Below are 23,874 nucleotides of genomic sequence, written 5' to 3' on the forward strand. Positions count from 1 at the left end.
GAGCGGTCAGGGCTCGCGGTGCTCGTGTGCCGCCTGTTCCAGCGCCTCCGCCTCGGCCTCGGCCAGCCGCTGCTCGGCCTCCACGTCGATCGAACGGGTCAGCAGCCAGTAGAGCGCCCCGGCCACCGGCAGTCCGATGAACAGGGAGATGTCGGCTCCGTCGAGTGCGTGTGCGACGGGACCGGTGTAGAGGGTGCCGACGGAGAAGAAGGGAATCATGACGGCGAAGCCCACCAGGTAGGCGATGATGCCGTGCCAGCCCCAACGTCCGTAGATTCCACGGGGGTTGAAGATCTCGGCGATGGCGTAGTGGCCGCGGCGCACCACGTAGTAGTCCATCAGGTTGACCGCGGTCCACGGGATGAACAGGTACAGCACCAGCAGCAGGAAGTTGTTGAAGTTCTCGAGGAAGTTGGAGGTCGCGGCCAGCGCGCCCACCAGGGAGAGCGCCGCCGTCAGCCCGATGGTCACCAGCCGCACGCCGAGCGTCGGCGTCACCCGCTTGATCGAGTCGATCGCGCTGATGAGGGTCAGCGAACCGCCGTACATGTTCAGCGCGGTGACGGAGACCAGGCCCAGGACGGCGAAGAGCAGGACGATCGCGCCGAACCCGCTGAAGATCTTGTCGCCGGCCGCGTTGATCGACTTGATCGTCTCGAAGTCCTTGCCCGCCCAGGCGGCGAGCAGCGCCCCGAGGACCATCAGCCAGATGCCGCCGAGCGCCGAACCGAAGTAGGTCCAGTAGAAGGTCTTGCGGACGGTCACGTCCGGCGGGAGGTAGCGCGAGTAGTCGGAGACATAGATGGCCCAGCTGATCTGGTAGCCGGCGACCACGCCGAACTGCGCGAGGAACGGTGTGGCCTTGAAGGCCCCGAGGTCGAAGGAGCCCGCCGGGTAGTGCAGAGCGACCAGGACGCCCACGGTGAAGATCCCGAAGACGACCAGGAAGGAGTACGTCAGGAACTGCTCGGCCTTGTGGATGACGTCGTAGCCGACGAGCGCGATGACCAGGGCCACGGCGGTGACCACGACCACCCACAACTTGACGCCCCCGTGCACCGTGGTGTGCATCGCCTCACCGGCGAGGATCGTGTTGAAGACGTTGAAGCCCGCGTACTGCACATAGGCGAACAGCCACACCAGGAGGGCGCCCACATAGCCGAACTGGGGCCGCGACTGGATCATCTGCGGGAGGCCCAGCTGCGGGCCCTGGGCCGAGTGGAAGGCCATGAAGAAGGTGCCGAGGACGGTGCCCGCCACGATCGCGATCAGTGACCAGATGAGGTTGGCGCCCTCGGTGATGCTGATCAGACCCACCGCGAGGGTGGCGATCTGCGCGTTCGACATGAACCACAGAGGGCCCAAGTGCCACAGCTTGCCGTGGCGCTCGTCCAGCGGGACGTAGTCGATGGAGCGGATCTCCAGGCCCGACACCCGCGGTTCCGACGAAGTGGTCACGGCACCTCCAGCGTGATGACCCGCCCCTGTGGCCGGATTCATTCCCCGGAGGCGTCCGGTCAAGCGGTCATTGCCGACCCTTGACCGGACGGATCACGGAGGTCAGACCGCCGGGCTGGGGAAGGTGGGGTACTCCACCCCGGAGACGTGCTGGACTACACGGATGACCTGGCAGGAGTAGCCGAACTCGTTGTCGTACCAGAGGTAGAGGATGGCGTTGTCGCCGTCCACCTTGGTGGCACCCGCGTCGATGATCGAGGCGTGGCGTGAGCCGATGAAGTCGCTGGAGACCGCGTCGGGAGCGGTCGTGAAGTCGATCTGGCGCCTCAGCGGCGAGGTCAGCGACACATTGCGCAGGTAGTCCAGGACTTCCTCGCGGTCGGTCTCACGGCCGAGCCGCAGGCTGAGGATCGCGATCGAGACGTCCGGCACGGGCACGCGGATCGAGCTGCCGGTGATGGGCGCCTTGAGGTCCGGCAGCGCCTTCGCGACGGCGGAGGCGGCACCGGTCTCGGTGATGACCATGTTGAGCGGCGCGCTGCGGCCGCGGCGGTCGGCCTTGTGGTAGTTGTCCAGCAGGTTCTGGTCGTTGGTGAACGAGTGGACGGTCTCCACATGCCCGCGCAGCACGCCGTACTCGTCCGCCATCGCCTTCAGCGGCGGCACGATCGCGTTGGTGGTGCAGGAGGCGCAGGACAGGATCTGCTCGTCCGGCTTGATGGTGTCGTGGTTGACGCCGTGCACGATGTTCGGGACGTCGCCCTTGCCCGGAGCGGTCAGCACGACCTTGTCGATGCCGGGGCGCAGGTGCTGGGAGAGGCCCTCGCGGTCGCGCCACTTGCCGGTGTTGTCGATCAGGATGGCGTTGCTGATGCCGTACGCGGTGTAGTCGACCTCGGACGGGTCGTTCGCGTAGATCACCTTGATCGCGTTGCCGTTGGCGAAGATCGTGCTGCTCGCCTCGTCCACCGTGATGGTGCCCTGGAACTGGCCGTGGATGGAGTCGCGGCGCAGCAGCGAGGCCCGCTTGACGATGTCCTGCTCGCCACCGCCGCGCACCACGATCGCGCGCAGCCTGAGACCGTTGCCGGAGCCCGCCTTCTCGATCAGCAGGCGGGCCACCAGACGGCCGATGCGCCCGAAGCCGTAGAGGACGACGTCCCGGCCCTCGCCGCGCTCGATCTTGTTGGCGCCGGTCGCGCCCGCGACGGCCTCCGCGGTGAACGCCTCCACCGGCAGACCGCGGTCGTCGGCCTTGTACGTCGCCGCGAGCATGCCGATGTCGATCTGCGAGGGACCGAGGTCGAGCGCGGTGAGCGCCTCCAGGAACGGCAGGGTCTCGGTGACCGAGAGCTCCTCGCCGGCGATCTGCCGGGCGAACCGGTGCGTCTTGAGGATGCTGACCACCGACTTGTTCACCAAGGAGCGGCTGTGCAGCAGGACCGTCACGTCCCGCTCGCGGTGCAGCTTCCCGATGATCGGGATCATCGACTCCGCGATCTCCTCGCGGGTCTTCCAGTTGGTGAACGAGTCGTCGTTGACAGTCACAGATCCATCTTTCGAGCTAGGCGGCGCTCATATGTTAATCCCTGTTTGATCGATCGTTTGAGCGGGGTTCGTCACACCGCTCCTCACAGCGGCCCAGACCTGCAATCGAGACGATCCGGCCGCCCGTCCGTACCTGACGGGCATGGGGCACGCCCGCCCCTCAAACCGCCACCGGACCGACCGAGGGACGTACACCATGAACGCAACCGCAGCCATCGGCGTGACCGGCCTGGGCGTGATGGGCCGCAACCTGGCGCGGAACTTCGCCCGCAACGGCTACACCGTCGCCGTCCACAACCGCACGGCGGGCCGCACCCGCGCACTCATGGAGGTGTACGGCGACGAGGGCACGTTCGTCCCGGCCGAGACGCCCGCGGACTTCGTGGCCGCCCTCCAGCGCCCCCGCCGGCTGATGGTCATGGTGCAGGCGGGAGAGGCCACCGACGCGGTCATCGACGAGTTCGCCCCGCTCCTCGAGCCCGGCGACATGATCATCGACGGGGGCAACGCCCACTTCGCCGACACCCGCCGCCGCGAGGCCACCCTGCGCGGCCGCGGTATCCACTTCGTCGGCACCGGCGTCTCGGGCGGCGAGGAGGGCGCCCTCGAAGGCCCGTCGATCATGGTCGGCGGCTCGGCGGAGGCGTATGACGTACTCGGGCCCATGTTCGAGACCATCAGCGCCAAGGTCGGCGGCGAACCCTGCGCCGCGCACATCGGCAGCGACGGCGCCGGGCACTTCGTCAAGATGGTCCACAACGGCATCGAGTACGCCGACATGCAGCTCATCGCCGAGGCCTACGACCTGCTGCGCCAGGTCGCCGGCTACACCCCCGCCGAGATCGCCGAGGTGTTCAGCCACTGGAACAAGGGCCGGCTCGGCTCCTACCTGATCGAGATCACCGCTGAGGTGCTGGCCCACACCGACCCGGTCACCGGCGCACCCTTCGTCGACGTCGTCGCGGACGCCGCGGGGCAGAAGGGCACCGGCCGCTGGACCGTGCAGACCGCGCTCGACCTGGGCTCGCCGGTCACCGCCATCGCCCAGGCCACCTTCGCCCGCGCCGCCTCCGGCCAGCGCGACCTGCGTGCCGCCTACTCGGGCCTGCCCGGCGGCACCCGGCCCCCGCTCAGCCGCACCGAGGCCGAACGCTTCACCTCACAGGTCGAGCACGCCCTGTACGCGTCGAAGGTCATCGCCTACGACCAGGGCTGGAAGATGATCCAGGACGCGGCCGCCGAGTACGGCTGGAAGATCGACCTCGGCACAGTCGCCCGGATCTGGCGCGGCGGCTGCATCATCCGCGCCTCCTTCCTGGACCGCATCCGCGCCGCCTACGCCTTCGACCGCGACCTGGTCAGCCTGCTCGGCGAAATGGAATTCGCCATGGAGATCACCGACGCGCAGGTCCCCTGGCGGGAGATCATCGCCTCCGCCGCCCGGCGCGGCATCCCCGTCCCCGCCTTCTCCGCCGCCCTCGCCCACTACGACACCCTGCGCGCCGACCGTCTGCCCGCCGCCCTCCTGCAGGGCCAGCGCGACTACTTCGGCGCCCACACCTACCACCGCACCGACTGCCCTGGCACCTTCCACACCCACTGGACCGCACCGGAACGCTCCGAGACGACGGCCTGACCCGGAAGGCCCGCACCGGGGCCCCGTACTCCTCCTGGGGTTCCCGGTGCGCGAACCGGTACGTCCTGTGCAGCCTTGACGCCCCGACCTGCGCCGACAAGGCTTCGGGCAACACCCGCCCGGACAGGTAGGACGACGATGGCAGACTCCCCGGACACTCCCGACAACAGAGCCGCGGGCCGGCAGCTCCAGGTGGAGACGCACGGCCTCGACGTCATCGCCGACGCCGAGCGCAAGGGCACCCCGCGGACGCTGTTCTGGCCCTGGTTCGGCGCCAACGTCTCCATCCTGGGGCTGAGCTACGGCGCCTTCGCGCTCGGCTTCCGGATCTCCTTCTGGCAGGCGCTGACCGCGGGCGTCCTCGGCATCGTGTTCTCGTTCCTGCTCTGCGGGTTCATCGCGGTGGCCGGCAAACGCGGGTCGGCGCCGACCATGGTCCTCAGCCGCGCCGCGTACGGCGTGCGCGGCAACCGCCTGCCCTCGGTGATCTCCTGGGTGCTCACCGTCGGCTGGGAGACCGTGCTGTGCGCCCTGGCCACCATGGCCACCGCCACCGTCTTCGGACGGCTCGGCTGGGGCGGCGGCACCGGGACCCAGGTCGTCGCGCTGATCGTGGTCGGCGCTCTCACTGTCATCGGCGGCGTGATGGGCTTCGACCTGATCATGCGGCTGCAGACAGTGATCACGGTCGTCACCGGGGCCCTGACCGTCGTGTACATCGCGCTGGTCGCCGACCACATCCACTGGAGCACCGTCAGCGCCCTCCCGGCGGGCTCCGCCCAGGAGTTCATCGGCGCGCTGGTGTTCATGATGACCGGCTTCGGCCTCGGCTGGGTCAACGCCGCCGCCGACTACTCCCGCTATCTGCCCCGCAGTTCGTCGAACCGGGGCGTGATCGGCTGGACCACCTTCGGCGCGTCCGTGGCCCCGCTGCTCCTGCTGGTCTTCGGACTGCTGCTGGCAGGCTCCTCCACGAAACTCGACACGGCCGTCGCCGCCGACCCGATCGGCGCCCTCACCACCATCCTGCCCACCTGGTTCCTGGTCCCGTTCGCCGTGGTCGCGGTGCTCGGTCTGGTCGGCGGCGCGGTCCTCGACATCTACTCCTCGGGCCTGGCCCTGCTGTCCGCGGGCATCAGGATCCCCCGCCATCTGGCCGCCTTCGTCGACGGCGTCCTGATGATCGCCGGCTCGATCTACATCGTCTTCTTCGCCGGCGACTTCCTCGGCCAGTTCATGGGCTTCCTGACCACCCTCGGCGTCCCCATCGCCGCCTGGTGCGGCATCATGCTCGCCGATCTCGCCCTGCGCCGCCGCGACTACGACGAGGCAGACCTCTACCGCCCCGCGGGCCGCTACGGCGACGTACCGCCCGCCCCGCTGCTCCTCACCCTCGCGGCCACGGCCCTCGGCTGGGGCCTGGTCACCAACTCCGCGGCGAGCTGGCTCAGCTGGCAGGGCTACCTCCTCGAACCCTTCGGCCTCGGCGGCAAGTCCGGCGCCTGGGCCTACGCCAACCTCGGCGTCCTCGCCGCCCTCGCCCTCGCCTTCCTCGGCACCCTGGCCCTGGGCCGCGCCCGCGTCCGCGCCCAGGAGGCCGGGGCGCCGAGCCCGGCCACGGGGGAGGAGGTGCCGATCGCATGACCCCGTCCGCCACCGGACTGCTCGCGGTCATCGACATGCAGCGCGTCTTCGCCGACCCCGACAGTCCCTGGGCCACCCCGCGCTTCCCCGAGGCCGCGGCAGGAGTGCGACGCCTGCTGTCGGCCTACGGCGACCGGGTCGCCTTCACCCGCTTCCTGGCCCCGGCCGAGCCGGACGGCGCCTGGCAGGCCTACTACGAGCAGTGGCCCTTCGCCCGGCAACCGCCGGACGCCCAACTCTGGCAACTGACCGACGAGTTCACGCCTCACGCGAGGCATGTCGTCGACGCCACGACCTTCGGCAAGTGGACACCGGAACTCGCCCGGCACCTCGGCCCCGAGAAACGCCTGGTCCTGGCCGGCGTCAGCACCGACTGCTGCGTCCTGTCCACCGCGCTCGCCGCCGCCGACGCCGGTGTCGAGGTGCTGGTCGCCGCCGACGCCTGCGCGGGCGCGGACGACGACTCGCACGCCAAGGCGCTGCAGATCATGGACCTGTACCGCCCGCTGATCCGCGTGACCACCGTCGCCGAACTCCTCGGGGAGGCGGGATGAGTGAATCCCCGCTCAAGCAGCGCCGTCTGGCCCTCCTCGGAGGCGGCTTCAGCCTCGACGACGACGGCCTGCTGGACCACTGGCTACTGAGCCACGCACGCACCACCCGACCCCGTGTGTGCTTCGTGCCCACCGCCAGCGGGGACGCCGCCGCCTACATCGAGCGGTTCTACGACGTGTTCCGGTCACGCCACACCGGTGAGGCGACGGTACTGCAGTTGTTCCGGCGGGAGTCGGACGACGAAGCGCTGCGGTCGTTCGTACTGGCGCAGGACGTCGTGTATGTGGGAGGCGGAAACACCGCGAACATGCTGGCGGTGTGGCGCGCACACGGCGTGGACCGGCTGCTGCGCGAGGCGTACGACCGGGGCACCCTGCTGTGCGGCATCAGCGCAGGCGCCAACTGCTGGGCCGAGGGCTCGCACACCGACTCCTTCGGCCCCCTCACCTTCCTGCCGGACGGCCTTGGCCTGCTGCCCGGCTCGGTCTGCCCGCACTACGACAGCGAGCCGGGCCGCCGTCCCTCGTACCGTGCAGCGGTCGCCGACGGCTCGCTGCCCGCCGGCTGGGCGCTGGACGACGGGGTGGGCGCACTCTTCCTGGACGGGCAGCTGACGGAGACCGTGACGCGGGTGCCGGGCGCCCAGGTGCACCGGGTGGAGCCGGACGGGCGGGGCGGTGCCGACGAGCGCGCGCTGCCGTGCCGCCTGCTCACCTGAGCCCCGGGCGACCTTGGCCTTATCCGGTCGGTACCCGCAGGGCACTTGCCGTGTTCAATCACCTCTATCGCGTGACGTGACAGACGGCCCCACCCGTCAGGAGGCACCGTGCTCGCCGCTCCCGAACCCGACCTCACCGCAGACGACATCATCGAGCGCGCCGTCGCGCTCAGGCCCGTCCTGCTCGAACGTCAGCCGGAGACCGAGCAGTTGACGCACTACCCGAAGGACACCCACGACGACTTCCTCCGGGCCGGCTTCTACCGGATGCTCCAGCCGCGGCGCTACGGCGGCTACGAGTTCGGCCTGCCGGTCTTCTACCGCGTGGTCACCGAGATCGCGCGCGGCTGCCCCTCCACGGGGTGGGCGCTCTGTCTCACCGCCGCCCATGTGCTCCAGGTCGCCACCCTCTTCGACGAGCAGGCGCAGGACGAGATCTTCGGCGCAGACGGAGACTTCCGGGCGGCGTCCACCGCCGTACCCGTCGGAGTCGCCCGGCCCGACGGCGACGGCCATGTCGTCCTGGACGGCACCTGGCCGTACTCCTCCGGCGCCCCCTACTCCACGCACTACGTCGGCCAGACCCTGCGCGCCCCGGCCGCACCGGGCGAGGCGCCGGGACCGCCCGTGCTGTTCGTCGCGCCCCGCTCGGTGTGGACGATGCTCGACGACTGGCACGGTGTGCTCGGCCTGCGCGGCAGCGGCTCCAACAGCGTCCACATGGAGCAGGCCCGCATCCCGGCGTACCTCACCCGCGAGGCCTTCCTGCTCGACCTGCCGGTCGAGGGCGGCAGCGTCGGCTCGGAACTGCACGGCAACCCTATGTACGCCGGGCGGGCGGCGAGCTTCTTCCACGGCGAGCTGGCCGCCATCATGATCGGCACCGCGTACGCGGCCGCCGACGAGTACGCCCGGGTCGTCGCCGCCCGCCCCCTCACCCTGGAACCCGACCGCACCCGTGCCGACCTGCACGACTACCAGCGCCACCTCGGCGAGGCACTCGGCATCATCGACATGGCCGAGGCGGCGCTGCGGCAGACCGCGCAGGACTGGATGGAGACCTGCCGGCGCAACGTCACCGGTGAGGCACCCTTCACCGTCGTCGAGGACAACCGGCTCGCGCTGATGTTCCTGAACGCCGGGCGCGCGGCCTGGGACGTGCTGCAGGGCATCCTCTTCCGCACGGCCGGCTCCCGGCACGCCCGCGACGGCGAGCGGATGCAGCGCTACTTCCGGGACGCGGCCACGTACTGGACGCATGTGGGAGCCGGCATGGCGGAGCCGCTGACCCGCCGTGTCGGCTGCGACCGGCTGGGGTTGCCCTCGCAGGACATACCGCTGATTCCCTGAGGCAACCACCCGTGTGAATTCCTGGGGAACGGATGAATGGGCTGGTGGGGATCGGGTACGCGAGCAGGACCGCGCCGGGGGCCGATCTTGTCCCGGGCGGGCCGTACGACCGCCGCTACCAGGGGATCTGCCATGGAGATACCTGCCAACGACCACACCACCACACCGGCCCGGCAGGCGCTGGACGCGCTGGCCGTGAACACCGAGGACACGGCGGCGCTGGACACCCTCGCCGGCAGCGAGGTGCTCGTTCCCGTGCCCGACGACGCGAGCCAGGAGGATGCAGTCGATCCGAGCGCGGTGGCGCTGCCGGTCCTGGAGCAGCCGGGCGGCGACCCGGTGGTGCCCGTGTTCACCTCCGAGGGGGAGATGGCCGGGCTGCTGCCGTTCGTCTCCCGCTACCGCCTGGTGCCGCTCGGCGCGCTGGCCTCGCAGTGGCCCGCCGACGATCTGTCGCTCACCATCGACGCCGGGTCCGAGCACCCGCTGACGCTCACCTCCGAGGGCGTACGGACCCTGTTGGTCCGGCCCTGACAGCCGCCGAGTGAGACAAGGGGAGGCGCCGGGCCCGGGAGATGAACGGCGCCGACCCCGCTCACGCCCGGGCGCCCACGGTCGCCGTGCCAGACGATACGACTGCCGCGGCCGCCGCATGGCTCCCGGACGCGTGGCCACTGCCCGCAGATCACGGCGGATGGTGGCATTTCACCGAGAGCGACTCTCCTTGAGCAGCACGGGTTCTCGCAGCATCAGAGGCTCTTGCCCGGGTTGAGGATCCCCCGTGGGTCGAACACGTCCTTGAGCCGCCGCTGCAACGCGTGGGCGGCGGGCCCGAGTTCATCGGCGACCCACTGCCGCTTCAGCATCCCCACGCCGTGCTCGCCGGTCAGCGTCCCGCCGAGCCGCAGCGCCAGCGCGAAGATCTCGCCCGCCGCCTCCCAGGCCGCCTCCGGCAGCCGGTCCAGGGCCGGATCGACCACGATGATCGGATGCAGATTGCCGTCCGCCGCATGCGCGACGGTGAAGACCGGCACGCCGTGGCGCGCGGAGATCGCCCGGATCTCCCGCACCGCCTCCGCCAGCCGGGAACGCGGCACCGCGATGTCCTCGATCAGCGGCCGGCCCAGCCGTTCCAGCGCGGGCAGAGCCTGCCGGCGGGCCGCCAGCAGCTGCTCGGCCTCGGCCGGGTCCTCGGTCGTCTCCACCGCCGACGCCAGCGGCGCCAGCAGCCGGGCGACCGCCGCCGCCTCGAGTGCGGCGCCCGCGCCGTCGCACTGCACGACCAGCAGCGCCGCGCCCCGCTGCCGCAGCGCCGGGTCGATCGCCTGCAGCACCGGCCCGTCGACCAGCTCGGCCAGCGCGGGCACCACTCCGGCACGGGCGATGGCGTACGAGGCATCGGCCGCCGCCTCGAACGAGTCGAACCAGGCGGCGAGCGTCGCCGTCGCCACGGGGAGCGGCCGCAGCCGCAGCGTCGCCGAGGTGATCACGGCGAGGGTGCCCTCGGAGCCGGTGAGCAGCGCGGTCAGGTCGTAGCCGGTGACGCCCTTGACGGTACGGCGGCCGGTTGTGACCACCGTGCCGTCGGCGAGGACGGCCTCCAGACCGAGCACGCTGTCCCGGGTGACGCCGTACTTCGCGCAGCGCAGTCCGCCGGCGTTGGTCGCGATGTTCCCACCGACGGTGGACAGGGCCGCACTCGCCGGGTCGGGCGCGTACCGCAGTCCGTGCGCGGCCGCCGCCCGGTCCAACTCGGCGGTGATCAGGCCCGGTTCGACGACGGCGAGCTGGTCGTCCACCGACAGTTCGCGGATGCGGTCCATCCGGGACAGATCCAGGACGAGCGCCCCCTCGCCGGTGGTCGCCCCGCCCGACAGCCCGGTGCCCGCCCCACGCGGCACCACCGGCACACCCAGCGCATGGGCATGCCGGAGGGTGACCGTCACGTCCGCGGTCCGCCGGGCGTGCACGAGAGCGAGGGGCTCACCGGCGGGGCGGGTGCCGGAGCGGTCGGTGGCATGTGCCGCGAGCGCGGCCGGGTCGGTGGTCAGCCGGTCGGGCGGCAGATCGCGGGCCAGCAGGCCCAGGAACTGCGCGGACACGGTCGTTTCCGGTGCTGCCGTCACGGGTTCAGCGCCTTCGTTCCGATCGCGAGCAGGGAGATGTCCTCCTGGGGTGCGTGCACGGGCGCGCACTGGATGTCGCGGAAGTGCCGCTCCAGCGGGTTGTCGCGGGACAGGCCCGGATTGCCGAGCAGCCGCACGGCCAGCTCCACGGCCCGCACGCCGTGCCGGTCGGCCAGCACCCGTGCGCCAAGGGCCTGTTCGGGCGTGTACGAGGGGTCGCCGGCGTCGAGCTTCGCCGCCCCGCCGAACACCAGCTGCTCGGCGGCGGCCAGCAGCACCTCGATCTCCCCGGCGGTCCGGCGGAAGCGTTCCGTACGGGCCACCGGATGGCCGAGGTTGGCGGGCACGCGCGCGTGGGCGAAGGTGTGGAAGAAGGACTGTGCGGCCCGGGCGACACCCAAGTAGAGGGCGGCGAGCGGGAGATGGAGGGCGGCGCCCGCCCGGTTGTCCTGCTCGGCGGCCGGACCGTGCGGCCCGATCCCGATCACGTGCTCGTAGGGGACCTCCACCTCCCGGAACGTCACGTCGTGACTGCCACTCGCCCGCAGCCCCAACTGGTCCCAGCGACCGGTGACTTCGATCCCGGGCGAGCCGCCGGGCATCAGGAAGGTACCCACGCGAGGCTCGGTCTCGTCGGTGGTCGCCCACACCAGGAACCAGTCAAGACCGTCCGCGCCGGTCACGAACCGTTTCGTCCCGCTGATCGCCCAGCCGTGGGCCGTCCGCCGGGCCTGCGTGGCGGGCAGTCCGCCGCGGGCGGGGGAGCCCAGGTCGGGTTCCACGCGCGCGTGGTTGACGAGAACGGGACGCTCCAGCGACTCCTTCACCACGCGCGCGTACAGCTCTTCCGGCCAGTGCGGCTGTGCCGCCTGCCGGGCGTGCGTGGCGAGCGTCATCGCCGCGATCAGGGCGACCGAGGGATCACCCTGGCCCAGCGCGTGCAGGATGCGGGCGCTGTCTTCGACGCCGGCGCCCGAACCGCCGTACTGCCGCCCGATGGTGGCGGTGAGCAGTCCGGCCTCGTGGGCGATGCCGAGGGAGTCCTCGGGGAAGGTGCCCGACCGGTCGTATCCGGGGGCCAGTTCGGCGATGCGCTCGATCACGCTCGGGGCGGTCACAGTGCCTTCTTCAGGTCGGCGTCGAGTGCCGTGGTCCAGAAAGACTTCACGTCCAAGTGGTCCTTGAGTGCGCCGAGTCGGGTGAAGGCGTCGGCGACCTTCTGCTGGGAGGCGATCGTGTCGTCGCCGACCGGGCGCGCCTGCGTGGGCCGCTGCTTCTGCTGCGCGATCAGGTCCCTCTGCGCCTGGGCGAGGGGCTGGTGCGTGTTTTCGGCGATCACCTCGGCGAACCCGGCCTCGTGGCCGTCACGGACGTACGCGTACGCCTTGCTGATGCGCGCGACCAGATCGGCCAGCGCCGCCTTCTGCGCCGGGCTCTTCAGCACGCTGTCCCGTGCCGACCAGAGGAAGTTGCCCGACAGGATGTCCGCGCCCGAGCCGATCGTGCGGGCGCCCTGCTGGTGGGCGGTGATGATCGAGGTGCCGTAGGAGGCGAAGGCGTCGATGCTGCCGCCGTTCAGGGCGGCGAGGCCGTCGCCCGGCAGCAGCGGCTTGGCGTCGACGTCCGACCACTTCAGGCCCGCCCGCTTCAGCAGCTCGTACAGGAAGTAGTGGGCGGTGGTGTTCTGCACAAAGCCGACCTTCTTGCCCTTCAGGGCGGCGATGCCGGTCACCTTCGAGTCCTTGGGGACGACGACCTCCTGGTTCAGGGTCGAGCCGCGCTGGACGGCGACGACCTTGAAGTTCGGTTTCCCGTCGGCCGCCGCGAAGACCGGCGGGATCTCACTGGAGGAGGCCACGTCGAGCGCCCCGGCCCGGATGGCCTGGAGCTGCTGGTCACCGCCCTGGAACACACTCCATTTGATCTTGTACGGGGTGTTGTCGAGGTGGGCGAACTTCAGCACCGCCTCCTCGGTCTTCCAGCCGGTGGCGCCGACCTTCAGGGTGACGGAGGAGGGATCGGACGAGGACTCGGCCTGGGCCTGGTTCCCGCAGGCCGCCGCGAAGGGCAGCAGCAGAAGGGCGAGGGCGGCGGACGCGCGGAGGGTGCGAGGGAACACGGAAGCTCCATGGGAGTGGGTCAGGCGGCCTGAGTCGTGGCGGCGCGGTGGGCGAGCTCCTGCCGGACCAGGGGCAGGACGTGACGGGCGTAGTCGATGGCGTCGTTGAGCGGGTCGTAGCCGCGGATCGAGAGCAGGTCGCAGCCGATGTCGACGTAGTCGAGCAGCGCCTTGGCGACCGTCTCCGGGGAGCCGACCAGCGCGGTCGAGGCACCGGCGGCATTGGTGGCGACCGCGGGCGCGGTCCACAGGCAGCGGTCGTGGACCTCGCCGCGCTCGGCGATGTCGAGCAGCCGCTGGGAGCCGACGTTGGCCGGGCGCCCGGTGGTGCGGTAGTGCCGCAGCAACTCGGTGTTGCCCGCCTGGTCCTTGAGCACGCCCAGCGTGCGGTGCGCCTTCTCCCAGGCCAGTTCGTCGGTGGGCGCGATGATCGGGCGGAACGACACCCAGATACGGGGACGGGGGCGGCCTGCCGCATCGGCGACCGCGTTCACCGCGGCGATCTGCTCGGCCGTCTCCTTCAGGGGCTCGCCCCACAGCCCGAAGATGTCGCCCTGCTGCCCGCCGACCCGGTAGGCGTCCTGGGAGGAGCCGCCCACCGAGACCGGCACGAGCCCGTGCACGGGCTTCACGTCCGAGTAGTAGCCCTCGAACCTGAAGTACCTGCCCTCGTGCGAGACGGGCCCGTCTGCCTGCCACACCTTCCTCAGGATCTGGATGTATTCGTCCGAACGCTCATATCGCTCGGCCTTGCCCAGGTAGTCCCCCTCGCGGTGCTGCTCCTCGTCGCTGCCGCCGGAGATGATGTGCAGTGTGAGCCGGCCGTTGCTGATCCGGTCCAGGGTCGCGAGGGCGCGGGCCGCGTGCGTCGGGAAGATCACGCCGGGCCGGTGAGCCAGGATCGGCCGGACCCGCTCGGTGTGGGTGGCGACGAACTGGGCGACCTGGAAGGCGTCCGGCGAGGCCGAGTGGTAGGCGACCAGGGTGTGGTCGAAGCCGCCGTCGTCCAGGGCACGGGCGTACCTGCGCAGATATGCGGGGTCGAAGCCGGTACGGCTCGCGGCCGCCGGGCCCGAGGCCCCGGCGTCGGTGTGGACGGCGCTGATGAATTCGACAGGCATGGGCAACTCCCGGGTTTCGAAGGTCACTTGAGGACAGAGGTGTCGGCCGACTTCGCCACGTCGACGTTCGGGTCCAGGACTCCGATGCCGTTCATCAGGTCGGCCACGCCCTGCACGGTCCGGTTCACGTCGGAAGTGATCGGCAGGACCTTGCTGTACGCGGCGGAGGCCAGCGTCCTCGCCACGGTGGCGTCGGCGCCGTTGCGCTGCTCGATGGCCTTCGCGTACGCGTCCTGGTGGGTGCTGGTCCACTGCAGTGCCGTGCCCAGGCGCCCCAGGAAGTCGGTGAGCGCGGCCTTCTTCGAGGAGTCCGCGAGGGCCTTGTCGGAGGCGTTGATGAAGCCGTAGCCGCTGACGCGGCCGTCGCCGCCGTCCACGAGGAGCTTGCCGCCCTGCTCCAGGCCGACCGCCTGGTAGACACCGAAGGTCGCCCAGGTCTTGATCTTCCCGGAGGCGAAGGCGGCCTGCGCGTCCGTCGGCAGCAGGTACTGGACGTGGACGTCCCGGTAGCTGAGGCCGTTCTGTTTGAGCACGTTGGCCAGCAGATACTCCGAGATGCTGCCCTTGGCCGAGGACACCACGACCTTCTGGCCCTTGAGGTCCTTGACGCTGCCGATGCCGGAGTCCTTGCGGACGACGATGCCGACGTGCCGGCCGTCGTTCTTGAGGGCGGCGACGTTCTTGACCCGCACCCCGCCGCTGAGGGCCTGCAGCGCCGGCAGGTCGGCCGAGTACCCGGTGTCGGCGGCGCCCGCCTGCACGGCCTGGTAGAGCGGGGCCGCGCCCTGGAACTCGGCCCACTTCACCTTGTACTTGGCACCCTTGAGGGCGTCGGAGGCGTTGACGATGGTCTGCAGGGTCTTGGCCTGGTCGCCGATGGTGAGCGTGACCTGGCCGTCCTCGGCGGAGGCGTCCGCCGAGGAGTCCGCGCCGCAGGCGGTCAGCGCCGACAGGGCGGAAAGGCTCAGCGCGACGGCGGCGATGTGGCGGATCACGAGGGGGTTCCTTCCAGGGTGTGGGTCACGCCGAGCCAGTTCAGGAGGCGGGCGCGCAGGGTCACGAACTCGGGGGCGGTCAGATCGCGGGGGCGGGGCAGCTCGACGGTCAGCTCGTGGGCGATACGGCCCTCGTCCATCACCAGGACACGGTCGGCGAGCAGCAGGGCCTCCTCCACGTCATGAGTGACCAGGAGGATCGCGCAGCCGTGCAGCCGCCACAGCTCGGCGACCAGTTGCTGCACCTTGCCGCGGGTCAGCGCGTCCAGGGCGCCGAACGGCTCGTCCAGCAGCAGCAGTTCGGGCTCGCGGACCAGGGCGCGGGCGAGCGAGACGCGCTGGGCCTGACCGCCGGAGAGGGTCTTGGGCCAGACGCCGGCGCGGTCCGCGATGCCGACCTCGTCCAGCGCCTTCTCGGCGAGGGCGCGGTCGGGCCGTCCGGGAAGGCCGAGGACGACGTTGCGCCACACCTTCAGCCAGGGCAGCAGCCGCGGCGACTGGAAGGCGGCACTGCGCCGCGCGGGCACCGTCACCTCCCCGCCGATCTCCTCGTCGAGCCCGGCGAGAATCCGCAGCAGCGTCGACTTTCCGCAGCCGCTGTGCCCGAGCAGGGCCACGAACTCGCCGTCACGGATGTCGAGATCGAGGTCGTGCAGGACGGTGTTGCCGTCGAAGGCCCGTGAAAGGCCCCGTATGTCCACGCTGTTGGGCATGTCTAGGCCTCGCCCTCGAAGTTGGCCCGCCAGGTCAGCAGCCGCCGCGACAGGATCCGTACGGCGAAGTCGCAGGCCAGGCCCAGCAGCGCGTACACGACCAGGCACAGCACGATGACGTCCGTGCGGAAGTACTGCTGGGCGTTGCTCATCAGATAGCCCAGCCCCGCGTCCGCGTTGACCTGCTCGGCGAAGACGAGCGCCAGCCAGGCGGTGGACAGCGCGTACCGGAGCCCCACGAGGGCACCGGGCAGCGCGCTCGGCAGGATCACGTACTTGATCAGCCCGAACCGGCCGAGGCCCATCATCCGTGCGGCCTCGACGAGCTGGGAGTCCGTGGAGCGGATGCCGCCGTAGATGTTGAAGTACAGCGGGTAGGTCACGCCGAGGGCGACCAGGGCGATCTTCGGGGTCTCCTCGATGCCGAACCAGACGATGAACAGGGGGATCAGGCCCACCCAGGGGATCGCCCGGAACATGCCCATCGAGGAGTCGATGACGTCCTCGCCGAGCCGGAACAGCCCGGCCAGCAGGGACAGGCCCAGTGCGACGCTCGCGCCGATCAGGAAGCCGGTGGCCGCCCGGCGGCCCGACGCGGCGATGGCGCTGGGCAGTTCACCGTTCTTCGTGAGCTCGACGGCCTGCTGTACGACGTCCACGGGAGAGGCCAGTACGGACTCGGGGAGCACTCCGGTGGCCGAGGTGAGGAACCACAAGAGGACCAGACCCACGGGGCCTGCCGTCCGGCGGACGGAGCGGGGGACGGTGAAGCGGCGGCCGCTCCTGGCGGTGCCGCGGATGGTGACGCGGGCGCGCTGCTCGGGCGCCTCGGGGAGGTCCTGTTGCGACAGCACTCCCGCGGCGAGCGGTTTCGTCGTCATGGCGGTTCCTTCAGGAGGGCGACGGCCCGGTCGCGGCCGGGCGGGCGGGATCGGCGGACCAGGCGGACCAGGAACCGGGGAAGAGGACCGCCTCGAAACCGGCGATCTCCAGCGCGGCGACCTGATGGGCGGCGGTGACCCCCGACCCGCAGTACACGCCGATGCGTGAGCCCGCCCCGGCACCCCGCGCCTCGAACCGTTTGCGCAGCACCTGAGGCGGCAGGAACGTGCCGTCGGCCGCGAGGTTCTCCCCGGTGGGAGCGGACACCGCGCCCGGGATGTGCCCCGCCCGCGGGTCCACCGGCTCCACCTCGCCCCGGTAGCGCTCACCGGCCCGTGCGTCCAACAGCAGCCCCGTCGCGGCGAGTTCGGCGGCACCGTCGGCATCGGTGACCGCGAGGCCACCCGCGTGCAGGACGACGTCCCCGGGCGGTGGATCGGCCGGCATCCCGGATTCCAGCGGCAGTCCGGCGGCCCGCCAGGCCCCCAACGCCCCGTCGAGCAGCGTCACCTGTGCGACCCCCGCGTACCGCAGCAGCCACCAGGCGCGAGCGGCAGCCGTGTTGCCCGAGTCGTCGTGCACGACGACCCGCCGGCCTGCGCTCAGACCCCACCTGCGCGCCGCCGCCTGCAGATCCGACAGCTCGGGAAGCGGATGCCGCCCGCCCCGCGCACGCGGCGGCGCGGCCAGCTCGCGGTCCAGGTCGACATACACGGCACCCGGAATGTGTCCGTCGGCGTAGTGGTCGCGGCCGTGCGGATCGCCCAGCGCCCAGCGGACGTCGAGCACGGCGGGCGGGGCGTCGGAGGCGAGCAGCTCGCGCAGCTCGGCCACCGTGGTCGTCACGCTCATACCAGGCCCTCCGCGATCGCGGGCAGCTCGGGGGAGAGCCGCAGCCGCTCCATGAACAGCACGACCGTGGCGGCGGCGGTGCGGTGCAGCGCGTCGTTGAGGACGTCGTGCCGGCCGCCGTTGAAGGTCACCGCCCTGACGCCCGCATGCCCCGCATACGCGGAAAGCGCGTCCTCGACCGGGCTCACCGCGTCGTCCTTGCCGTGCAGGGCGAGGACCGGGACGCGCACGAGGCCGAGGCGCAGCGCGGGCAGCTCCGGGGTCACCTCCAGCGCCCCGCGCCGGAAGGCGGGGTCCTGGGTGAGACGGCCCTGATGGGTGGGGCAGGCCGTACGGGCCTCGACCTCTTCCTCCCAACTCCCGGACGCCCAGGACGTGGTGGGCAGCCCGGCCAGGATCAGCCCGTCCACACCCGTGGCGTGTTCGGTGGCGAGATGGGCGGCGTAACGGGCCCCGGTGTCCGAACCGACCAGCACCTTCGGACCCGGCAGCGACTCGTCGGCGAGCAGCTTGGCCGCGTCGTCGAGCACGGACGGATCGGCGGACGCGTCGCCGAGGGCACGCACCCGGTACGCGTCGAAGGCGAGCCGGCGGCCGAACCGCTCGTACACACCGCCGTGCTCACCCCGCCCCGCGAGCACGATCAGCGTGCCTCGCGCGGCGAGACCTTCGGGTTCGTCCCAGGAGAAGGAAGAGGACATGAGGGGGCAACTCCCGTTTCAGGGCAGGGGACATGCAGGGGTTCATGCGGGGATTCATGCAGGGAAAAGAGGGCAGGCGCGCGGAACTGTCACGTGTCAGCGAAGCGCTGACGTGATCAGCTCGTACGGTGGCGGCGCACCGAGGGGGAAGTCAGCGACAGCGCGCGCTGCACGCCACGCCGAAGTCGATGACTCGGCGCTGCGTCAGAAGGGCAGCAGAAGCGGTCGCGTGCAGCATGCGCCCATCATGACCGGCGGCGAGCGACGGCGTCCAACGATGATTCCGCATCGAAACCGATCAGGGATCGCGATCGGTGGACGGCAGCGGTTACTGTCACGGCATGCCCCAACCCGTCCTCGACATCGTGGCCCTGCGCAGCCTGACCGCGATCGCCGACTGCGGCGGCTTCCACCGCGCGGCGCAGGTGCTCTCGCTCAGTCAGTCGGCGGTCAGCCAGCATGTCCGCAGACTGGAGAAGACACTGGGGCGGCCCGTGGTCGAACGCGAGGGCCGCGGCACCCGGTTCACGTCCGAGGGCCGTCTGCTGCTTGAGCAGGCGCGGCGCATCCTCGCCGTGCACGACGAGGCCCTACGCAGCCTGCTCGACGCGGATGGCGACACCGTCACCGTGGGCTCCACCGAGCACGCCGCCGACCAGTTCCTGCCCCGGCTGACCGCGGCCGTCCAGGAGGTGCGCCCCGGCTGCCGGGTCCGCTTCCGCATCGACCGTTCCGCACGCCTGGTCGAAGCAGTGGAGCGCGGCAGCGTGGACGTCGCGGTGTACGTCACCGAGGCCGCCGCCACCGAGGGCACCCGCGTCGGCGGCCTCCCGCTGACCTGGCACGCCGTCCCCGGCTGGGAGCGTCCGGCCGCGCCCGCCCCGGTGCCGCTGGTCGCCATCGAGGACCCGTGCGCCATCCGCCGCCGCGCGATCGCGACCCTCGCCGCCCACGGCGTGCCCGCCACGGTCGTCGGCGACGCGGGCTATCTCGCGGGCGTCCTCGACATCGCCCGCACCGGCGAGGGCGTGGCCCTGCTCGCCGCGGTCGGTCCCGCCCCCGACGGCCTGACCCCCTACGAAGGCCTCCCGTCCGTCACCCCGATCCCCATGAGCGCCCTGGCACGACCGGGCGCCGACCCGGCGACGGCCGAGGCCGCCTTCGCCGCCGTAAGGGATCTGCTGCGTCAGGAGTGAGACGTGTGCGGCCGAAGTAACGTGATCGCATGGAACAGCGCATCACACTGATCACGCTGGGAGTGTCCGATCTCGCCCGCGCCAAGCGCTTCTACGAGGCGCTGGGCTGGCGGGGCCAGGAAGTCGAGGAGACCGTCTTCTTCCAGGCGGGCGGTCTGGGGCTGGTCCTGTGGAGCCGCGAGAAACTCGCCCGGGACTGTGGCCTGGAGCCCCGAGCCGCCGGGGGTTTCGGCGGGATCGCCCTCGCGCACAACGTCCGCTCCGAGGCGGAGGCCGACGCACTGCTCGCCGCCGTCGAGCGGGCGGGCGGAACGATCACCAAGCCTGCCGCCGTCAACGCCATCGGCTTCTACTCCGGCGCCTTCGTCGACCCGGACGGCCACGCCTGGGAGATCGCCCACAACCCCGGTTTCCCCTTGGCTGACGACGGCTCGGTGACACTGCCCGACTTCGGCGCCCAGTAGTGCCTGACGCGGTGTCCGTCCGGCCACCGGCCCGGCGCCGGCGGGAACGTGCGGGCCCGACCGTGCGGACACCGCAACTGCGTTCCCTCCGCCCGGCGTCCATGGCCGTAGACCCGGCGTCGTGCGCGGCTCGGTGCGCGTTCCCGTCCGTATGAGAGTTGTGGATTCAAGGGGTACCGTAGCCCTCACATTGGCGCGAAATGGCTGATAGGGCCGAAGGGAAGGGTGGTGATAGTGGACTCTCCAGTTGCGGCGTCGTATGACGATTTGCAATCGTTGCCGGCGCTTTTCGAGGCGGTTTCGAAAGGGGTCGTCCCCGAGCGCGGCAGCTCCTGGCAGGCGCTGCGTGCTCTGTTCCAGGCCACGGAAGTCAGCCTGGTGAACCTGGGGGAACTGGCAGCCGCAGCTGTGAACAAGCTCAGGGCCGGTGACGAGGCGGGTGCGGCCCGATGCCTGGAGTGGATGGTCGGTTTCGGCCGCGTGTGGAACGAATTGGCCTGGCTGGTGCAGGACTTCTCCCCGCTCGGTCAGGAGGACGGCCCGCACGTCCTCGCCGTGGTGAGTTCTCCGTCGTGGCGGCATCTGATGAATGCGGAGCGGGAGCTCGCGCAGGAGTTGAAGCCGCTCGTGGAGTCTTCGCGGGACGTGCAGTGGAAACGCCATGTGCTGCGCTATGCGATGCTGCAGAGGGCGTCGCTCGAGTACTCCTGCGTGGGCGGGGCGCCGAGCGGGTATGACGACTTCGTGCAGCCGGAAGCAGTTCGAGAAGCTGTGCGAGAGCGGCAGCTGCCCGGGGAAACGGTATTCATGCAGTTTCGGGCTGCCCATCAAATGCCGGAACTGCTGATTCAGGTGGTCAATGACCACCTCGAGCGTGCTGTCGACGCTATGGGGGGCGAGGATGAGCACAGGGCCGTGCCGCTGCTCAGACGGGCGGACCGCCTTCTGGACGCCGTCGTACGCATGACGGATCTGCTGGTGGATCAGATGACGACCGAGGAATATCACGAGATCCGTGTAGCCCTCGGCGTGACCAGCGGTAGCCATTCCGTCGGGCTGCATTTCGAACTCATGAGGGATTTGTATCCGGCGCTCGCTCGAATGTCCCAGGGCAGGTCTCGCGAAATCCAGACGCTGACCCGGACGATCGGGCTGCACATCGACCGCTGGCGGCTGGGACACATCAACCTGCCGCGTACGAACCTCGGGGGAGCGGACACCGGAACCAGGAGTCTCACGGGATCTCCCGACGCACTGCAGACCGTGGCGCGCATGCGGGAGGCGGGCAGGGCACGCGATCCCTACACACAGGCCGACCGGCCGTTCCGGGCCACGGACTGGACGTCCGACGCCCCGCCGTTGGCCGAGATCGAGAGGTCTCTGCTCGGAGATGTCGCACAGCGCACCCAGGAGCGCTTCCGGGACGTGCAGGACCGCACGGGGCGGTACGCCGGACCGTCGGCCTTCTCCGCTCCGTCCAAGAGGTGCCCCAACCGGCCGAATTGAGGGGGAAACCAGGCCGTGCCCGAATCCGATCTCCGACGATTCCTCAGGCGCCATTTCACCGCCATCGACCTGCTGAAGATCATTCTGTCGCTCGCCTCCGGATACGGAATCGCGCTGCTGGTGGAGGACACCCGGGTCGGCGTCGGCGTGCTCGCCCTGTGTGTGCTGGCGGCCTCGGGGGCCTTCGCCATCGACCGGCTCAGGCTCGCCACGGAGGACGAGGTCTCCAGCGCGCTGAGGGAGACCAAAGAGCAGGTCCACACCGACCTGAGCACGCTGAATCGCGAGGTCTCGACGCATCTGGCCCGTCTGCGCAACGAGTTGGACCGGCACATCGACCTGGTTCACGCGGGGGTGCGGTTCATCCCTGACAGCCAGGGCGACGAGGAAGACGGAACGGGATACGACGTCGCGACGGCCGCCGTACGCAAGGCCCGTCGTCGTATCTACGTCGTCAGCGACTACAGCCCTCCCGAAGGGGAGGGCGCGACTCTCCTCGACCCGCCCGACAACAGGTCGGAGTATCTCGACGCGATCGAGGACTGCCTCACCCAGCGGCTGTCCGCCAACGGCAGGGCCGGCGCCCCCCTCTCGTACCACCGGCTGATCCAGCGGCCCCCCGAGATCTACGCCGAGATGGTCCAACGCTCCGTGAACGGCGTGGAGTTACGCCGTGAGGACATGGAGGGGGACCTGCAGGCGTTCGAGCATCTGGCCAGGGTCATGGACATAGCCCGGCACGCCGGAGCCAACCGCCGGATCGACATCCAGATGCGGGTGATCCCGTTTCTGCCCAACTGTCCGTCGATTCTGCTGGTCGACGACGAGGAACTGCAGTTCACCATACCGACCCGCATCGATCAGCCCGGGGACCGCTTCGCCCTGCTCGGGCTGCACGGTGTGATGGTGATGGAGGACCGCGCTTCCGGGACCCAGTTGTGCGACCACTTCAGCAGCTTGTTCGGCCGCCTGAAGACCAAGTCGCTGCCCATCGTGAAGGTCAGGGTGTGAGGTCTGCTCCCGGAGTGCCGGCCGCCGCCAGATAGCCCAGGGTCTGAGCCAGTGCCACCTGGCGGACTGCGTCATCGGGCGGAAGGAAGAAGGGGTTGTGCAGGCCCGCCGGAACGAAATCCGGGCCGCTGTCCAGACCGACGAAGATCATGACGGACGGCCACCGGGTTCCGTAGCGGGCGAAGTCGTCCCCACCGCAGGAACGCCACGGCTCGGCGAGGCGGGCACCGGCCTGCTGTGCCAGCGTGCGCGTGGCCAGGGTCAGCCGGGGGTCATTGACCAGCGCGGGCTCGTCCCTGGTCTGACGGACGCTGCCGGCGCAGCCGTGTGCCTCGGCGACCTGGGAGACGACGGTGTGGACGAGCTTGCGCAACCTCTCGTGGTCGTCGGTGTCCATCGCGCGCAGGGTGCCGAGGGCCCGTGCGCTGGACGGAATGACGTTCTCGCCGGAGCCGGCCGACAGACAACAGATGCTGAGGACCGCCGGATGCAGTGGGTCGACCCGGCGGCCGGTCATCGTGTGCAGGGCCACTACCACCTGGGCGAGGGCCAGCACCGGATCCAGGGTCGTGTGCGGATAGGCGCCGTGACCGCCCCTGCCCTCGACCAGGATTTCGAAGCCGTACGTGGCAGCGTTGACCGTGCCGGGATCCGCTCCCAGGCATCCCCAGGGGATCTCGGGGTGCACATGGGCGCCCACGGCCGCTCGGACGGTCTTGAGCAACTCATCGTCCTTCAGGATCTCCTCGGCCCCCGACGGGGTGCGTTCCTCACTCGCCTGGAACACGGCGAGCAACGGAGCCGGCAACCTGTCCTGGAGCCGGTGCGCCGCTCGGACCAGTGCGACCAGCGCGGCGCAGTGCACGTCGTGCCCGCAGGCGTGCATGCGTCCGTTCGTGGCGGCGTGGGAGACCCTGGTCTCCTCCTGCAGCTCGATGCCGTCGAGTTCGGCGCGGACCAGAACCGCGGGGCCCGGTCCGCCCACGCGTGCCACCAGGTTCGTCGAGTTGTTCACGAACCTCGGCCGCACGGGCAGGGAGTCGGCGACGAGACGAGCGGTGTCGAACTCCTGTCCGCCCAACTCCGGTGTGGCGTGCAGCTTTCGGCGAAGAGTCACGGCGAAGGGGAGCTCTTCCTCCGCAGCCGCCAAGAGATCCCGAAGCACGGCGCCTCCGTTCACAGCGTCACTCGAGCATGGCAACAGGGACGGACGCTGTACAGAGAGCCCGGACAGCGGGACGGTGTCGCAAGGGCCCAGGGCAGGGACAGGCGCCCGGCC

Annotated in this window: 22 protein-coding genes; 10 read left to right on the forward strand and 12 right to left on the reverse strand. The window is 70.6% G+C overall.

Annotated features, from left to right (window positions below):
* Nucleotides 1–6 precede the first annotated feature (6 nt).
* Together ACFY1U_RS21355 and ACFY1U_RS21360 are read right to left on the reverse strand one after the other, a co-directional pair.
* On the reverse strand, nt 7–1,458 hold the full coding sequence (locus ACFY1U_RS21355; RefSeq protein ID WP_390695688.1) for a purine-cytosine permease family protein: 1,452 nt from the start codon (nt 1,456–1,458) through the stop codon (nt 7–9).
* A 102-nt stretch (nt 1,459–1,560) separates the two neighbouring features.
* Nucleotides 1,561–3,006 (reverse strand): glyceraldehyde-3-phosphate dehydrogenase, encoded by a 1,446-nt coding sequence (locus ACFY1U_RS21360; RefSeq protein WP_390695689.1) that lies wholly within the window; start codon nt 3,004–3,006, stop codon nt 1,561–1,563.
* A 196-nt stretch (nt 3,007–3,202) separates the two neighbouring features.
* Here ACFY1U_RS21360 and gndA point away from each other — a divergent pair, with 196 nt between their 5' ends.
* The 6 genes from gndA (at nt 3,203) to ACFY1U_RS21390 (ending at nt 9,443) form a co-directional block, all read left to right on the forward strand.
* The gene (gene gndA, locus ACFY1U_RS21365) at nt 3,203–4,642 is read left to right on the forward strand and encodes an NADP-dependent phosphogluconate dehydrogenase (RefSeq protein ID WP_390695690.1); all 1,440 of its coding nucleotides are present in this window, start codon (nt 3,203–3,205) and stop codon (nt 4,640–4,642) included.
* Between the two features lie 138 nt (nt 4,643–4,780).
* A complete protein-coding gene (locus ACFY1U_RS21370) occupies nt 4,781–6,286 on the forward strand; it encodes a purine-cytosine permease family protein (RefSeq protein ID WP_390695691.1) in 1,506 nt (501 codons plus the stop codon).
* The gene (locus ACFY1U_RS21375; RefSeq protein ID WP_390695692.1) at nt 6,283–6,840 is read left to right on the forward strand and encodes a cysteine hydrolase family protein; all 558 of its coding nucleotides are present in this window, start codon (nt 6,283–6,285) and stop codon (nt 6,838–6,840) included. The genes ACFY1U_RS21370 and ACFY1U_RS21375 overlap by 4 nt, the downstream gene beginning before the upstream one ends.
* Nucleotides 6,837–7,559 (forward strand): Type 1 glutamine amidotransferase-like domain-containing protein, encoded by a 723-nt coding sequence (locus ACFY1U_RS21380; RefSeq protein WP_390695693.1) that lies wholly within the window; start codon nt 6,837–6,839, stop codon nt 7,557–7,559. Before ACFY1U_RS21375 ends, ACFY1U_RS21380 begins: the two co-directional genes overlap by 4 nt.
* Nucleotides 7,560–7,667: 108 nt before the next feature.
* Nucleotides 7,668–8,909: an acyl-CoA dehydrogenase family protein gene (locus ACFY1U_RS21385; protein WP_390695694.1), complete on the forward strand. Its 1,242-nt coding sequence runs from the start codon at nt 7,668–7,670 to the stop codon at nt 8,907–8,909.
* A gap of 132 nt (nt 8,910–9,041) precedes the next feature.
* The gene (locus ACFY1U_RS21390; RefSeq protein WP_030926690.1) at nt 9,042–9,443 is read left to right on the forward strand and encodes an SseB family protein; all 402 of its coding nucleotides are present in this window, start codon (nt 9,042–9,044) and stop codon (nt 9,441–9,443) included.
* Nucleotides 9,444–9,658: 215 nt separating this feature from the next.
* On the opposite strand, the gene ACFY1U_RS21395 is transcribed toward ACFY1U_RS21390, so the two are convergent.
* From ACFY1U_RS21395 to ACFY1U_RS21435, 9 genes are read right to left on the reverse strand one after another with little or no spacing between them, the layout of a single operon-like run.
* Nucleotides 9,659–11,035 (reverse strand): FAD-binding oxidoreductase, encoded by a 1,377-nt coding sequence (locus ACFY1U_RS21395; protein WP_390695695.1) that lies wholly within the window; start codon nt 11,033–11,035, stop codon nt 9,659–9,661.
* Entirely contained in the window at nt 11,032–12,153 is a 1,122-nt protein-coding gene (locus ACFY1U_RS21400; protein WP_390695696.1) for an acyl-CoA dehydrogenase family protein, read from the reverse strand. Before ACFY1U_RS21400 ends, ACFY1U_RS21395 begins: the two co-directional genes overlap by 4 nt.
* Nucleotides 12,150–13,154, reverse strand: a complete 1,005-nt coding sequence (locus tag ACFY1U_RS21405) for an ABC transporter substrate-binding protein (RefSeq protein ID WP_390695697.1) — start codon at nt 13,152–13,154, stop codon at nt 12,150–12,152. Before ACFY1U_RS21405 ends, ACFY1U_RS21400 begins: the two co-directional genes overlap by 4 nt.
* A 20-nt stretch (nt 13,155–13,174) precedes the next feature.
* Nucleotides 13,175–14,275, reverse strand: a complete 1,101-nt coding sequence (locus tag ACFY1U_RS21410) for an LLM class flavin-dependent oxidoreductase (protein WP_390695698.1) — start codon at nt 14,273–14,275, stop codon at nt 13,175–13,177.
* 23 nt (nt 14,276–14,298) lie between these two features.
* A complete protein-coding gene (locus ACFY1U_RS21415; protein WP_390695699.1) occupies nt 14,299–15,270 on the reverse strand; it encodes an ABC transporter substrate-binding protein in 972 nt (323 codons plus the stop codon).
* A complete protein-coding gene (locus ACFY1U_RS21420) occupies nt 15,267–15,983 on the reverse strand; it encodes an ABC transporter ATP-binding protein (RefSeq protein ID WP_390695700.1) in 717 nt (238 codons plus the stop codon). Before ACFY1U_RS21420 ends, ACFY1U_RS21415 begins: the two co-directional genes overlap by 4 nt.
* 2 nt (nt 15,984–15,985) lie before the next feature.
* Nucleotides 15,986–16,864, reverse strand: a complete 879-nt coding sequence (locus ACFY1U_RS21425) for an ABC transporter permease (protein WP_390695701.1) — start codon at nt 16,862–16,864, stop codon at nt 15,986–15,988.
* A gap of 10 nt (nt 16,865–16,874) precedes the next feature.
* On the reverse strand, nt 16,875–17,717 hold the full coding sequence (locus ACFY1U_RS21430; RefSeq protein WP_390695702.1) for a sulfurtransferase: 843 nt from the start codon (nt 17,715–17,717) through the stop codon (nt 16,875–16,877).
* A complete protein-coding gene (locus ACFY1U_RS21435) occupies nt 17,714–18,418 on the reverse strand; it encodes an alpha/beta hydrolase (RefSeq protein WP_390695703.1) in 705 nt (234 codons plus the stop codon). The genes ACFY1U_RS21430 and ACFY1U_RS21435 overlap by 4 nt, the downstream gene beginning before the upstream one ends.
* Nucleotides 18,419–18,759: 341 nt before the next feature.
* Here ACFY1U_RS21435 and ACFY1U_RS21440 point away from each other — a divergent pair, with 341 nt between their 5' ends.
* From ACFY1U_RS21440 to ACFY1U_RS21455, 4 genes are all read left to right on the forward strand, one after another.
* On the forward strand, nt 18,760–19,614 hold the full coding sequence (locus tag ACFY1U_RS21440) for a LysR family transcriptional regulator (RefSeq protein WP_390695704.1): 855 nt from the start codon (nt 18,760–18,762) through the stop codon (nt 19,612–19,614).
* A 29-nt stretch (nt 19,615–19,643) separates the two neighbouring features.
* Nucleotides 19,644–20,078, forward strand: a complete 435-nt coding sequence (locus ACFY1U_RS21445) for a VOC family protein (RefSeq protein ID WP_390695705.1) — start codon at nt 19,644–19,646, stop codon at nt 20,076–20,078.
* Between the two features lie 234 nt (nt 20,079–20,312).
* Nucleotides 20,313–21,584 (forward strand): hypothetical protein, encoded by a 1,272-nt coding sequence (locus tag ACFY1U_RS21450; RefSeq protein WP_390695706.1) that lies wholly within the window; start codon nt 20,313–20,315, stop codon nt 21,582–21,584.
* A gap of 15 nt (nt 21,585–21,599) precedes the next feature.
* Nucleotides 21,600–22,595 carry a hypothetical protein gene (locus ACFY1U_RS21455; RefSeq protein WP_390695707.1) on the forward strand — a complete coding sequence of 332 codons (996 nt, stop codon included), beginning with the start codon at nt 21,600–21,602 and terminating at the stop codon, nt 22,593–22,595.
* Here ACFY1U_RS21455 and ACFY1U_RS21460 read toward each other — a convergent pair.
* The gene (locus tag ACFY1U_RS21460) at nt 22,585–23,712 is read right to left on the reverse strand and encodes a M20 family metallopeptidase (protein WP_390695708.1); all 1,128 of its coding nucleotides are present in this window, start codon (nt 23,710–23,712) and stop codon (nt 22,585–22,587) included. The genes ACFY1U_RS21455 and ACFY1U_RS21460 overlap by 11 nt on opposite strands.
* Nucleotides 23,713–23,874: the final 162 nt, after the last annotated feature.

It is taken from the genome of Streptomyces sp. NPDC001351, from assembly GCF_042896045.1.
In the GTDB taxonomy this organism is placed as follows: domain Bacteria; phylum Actinomycetota; class Actinomycetes; order Streptomycetales; family Streptomycetaceae; genus Streptomyces.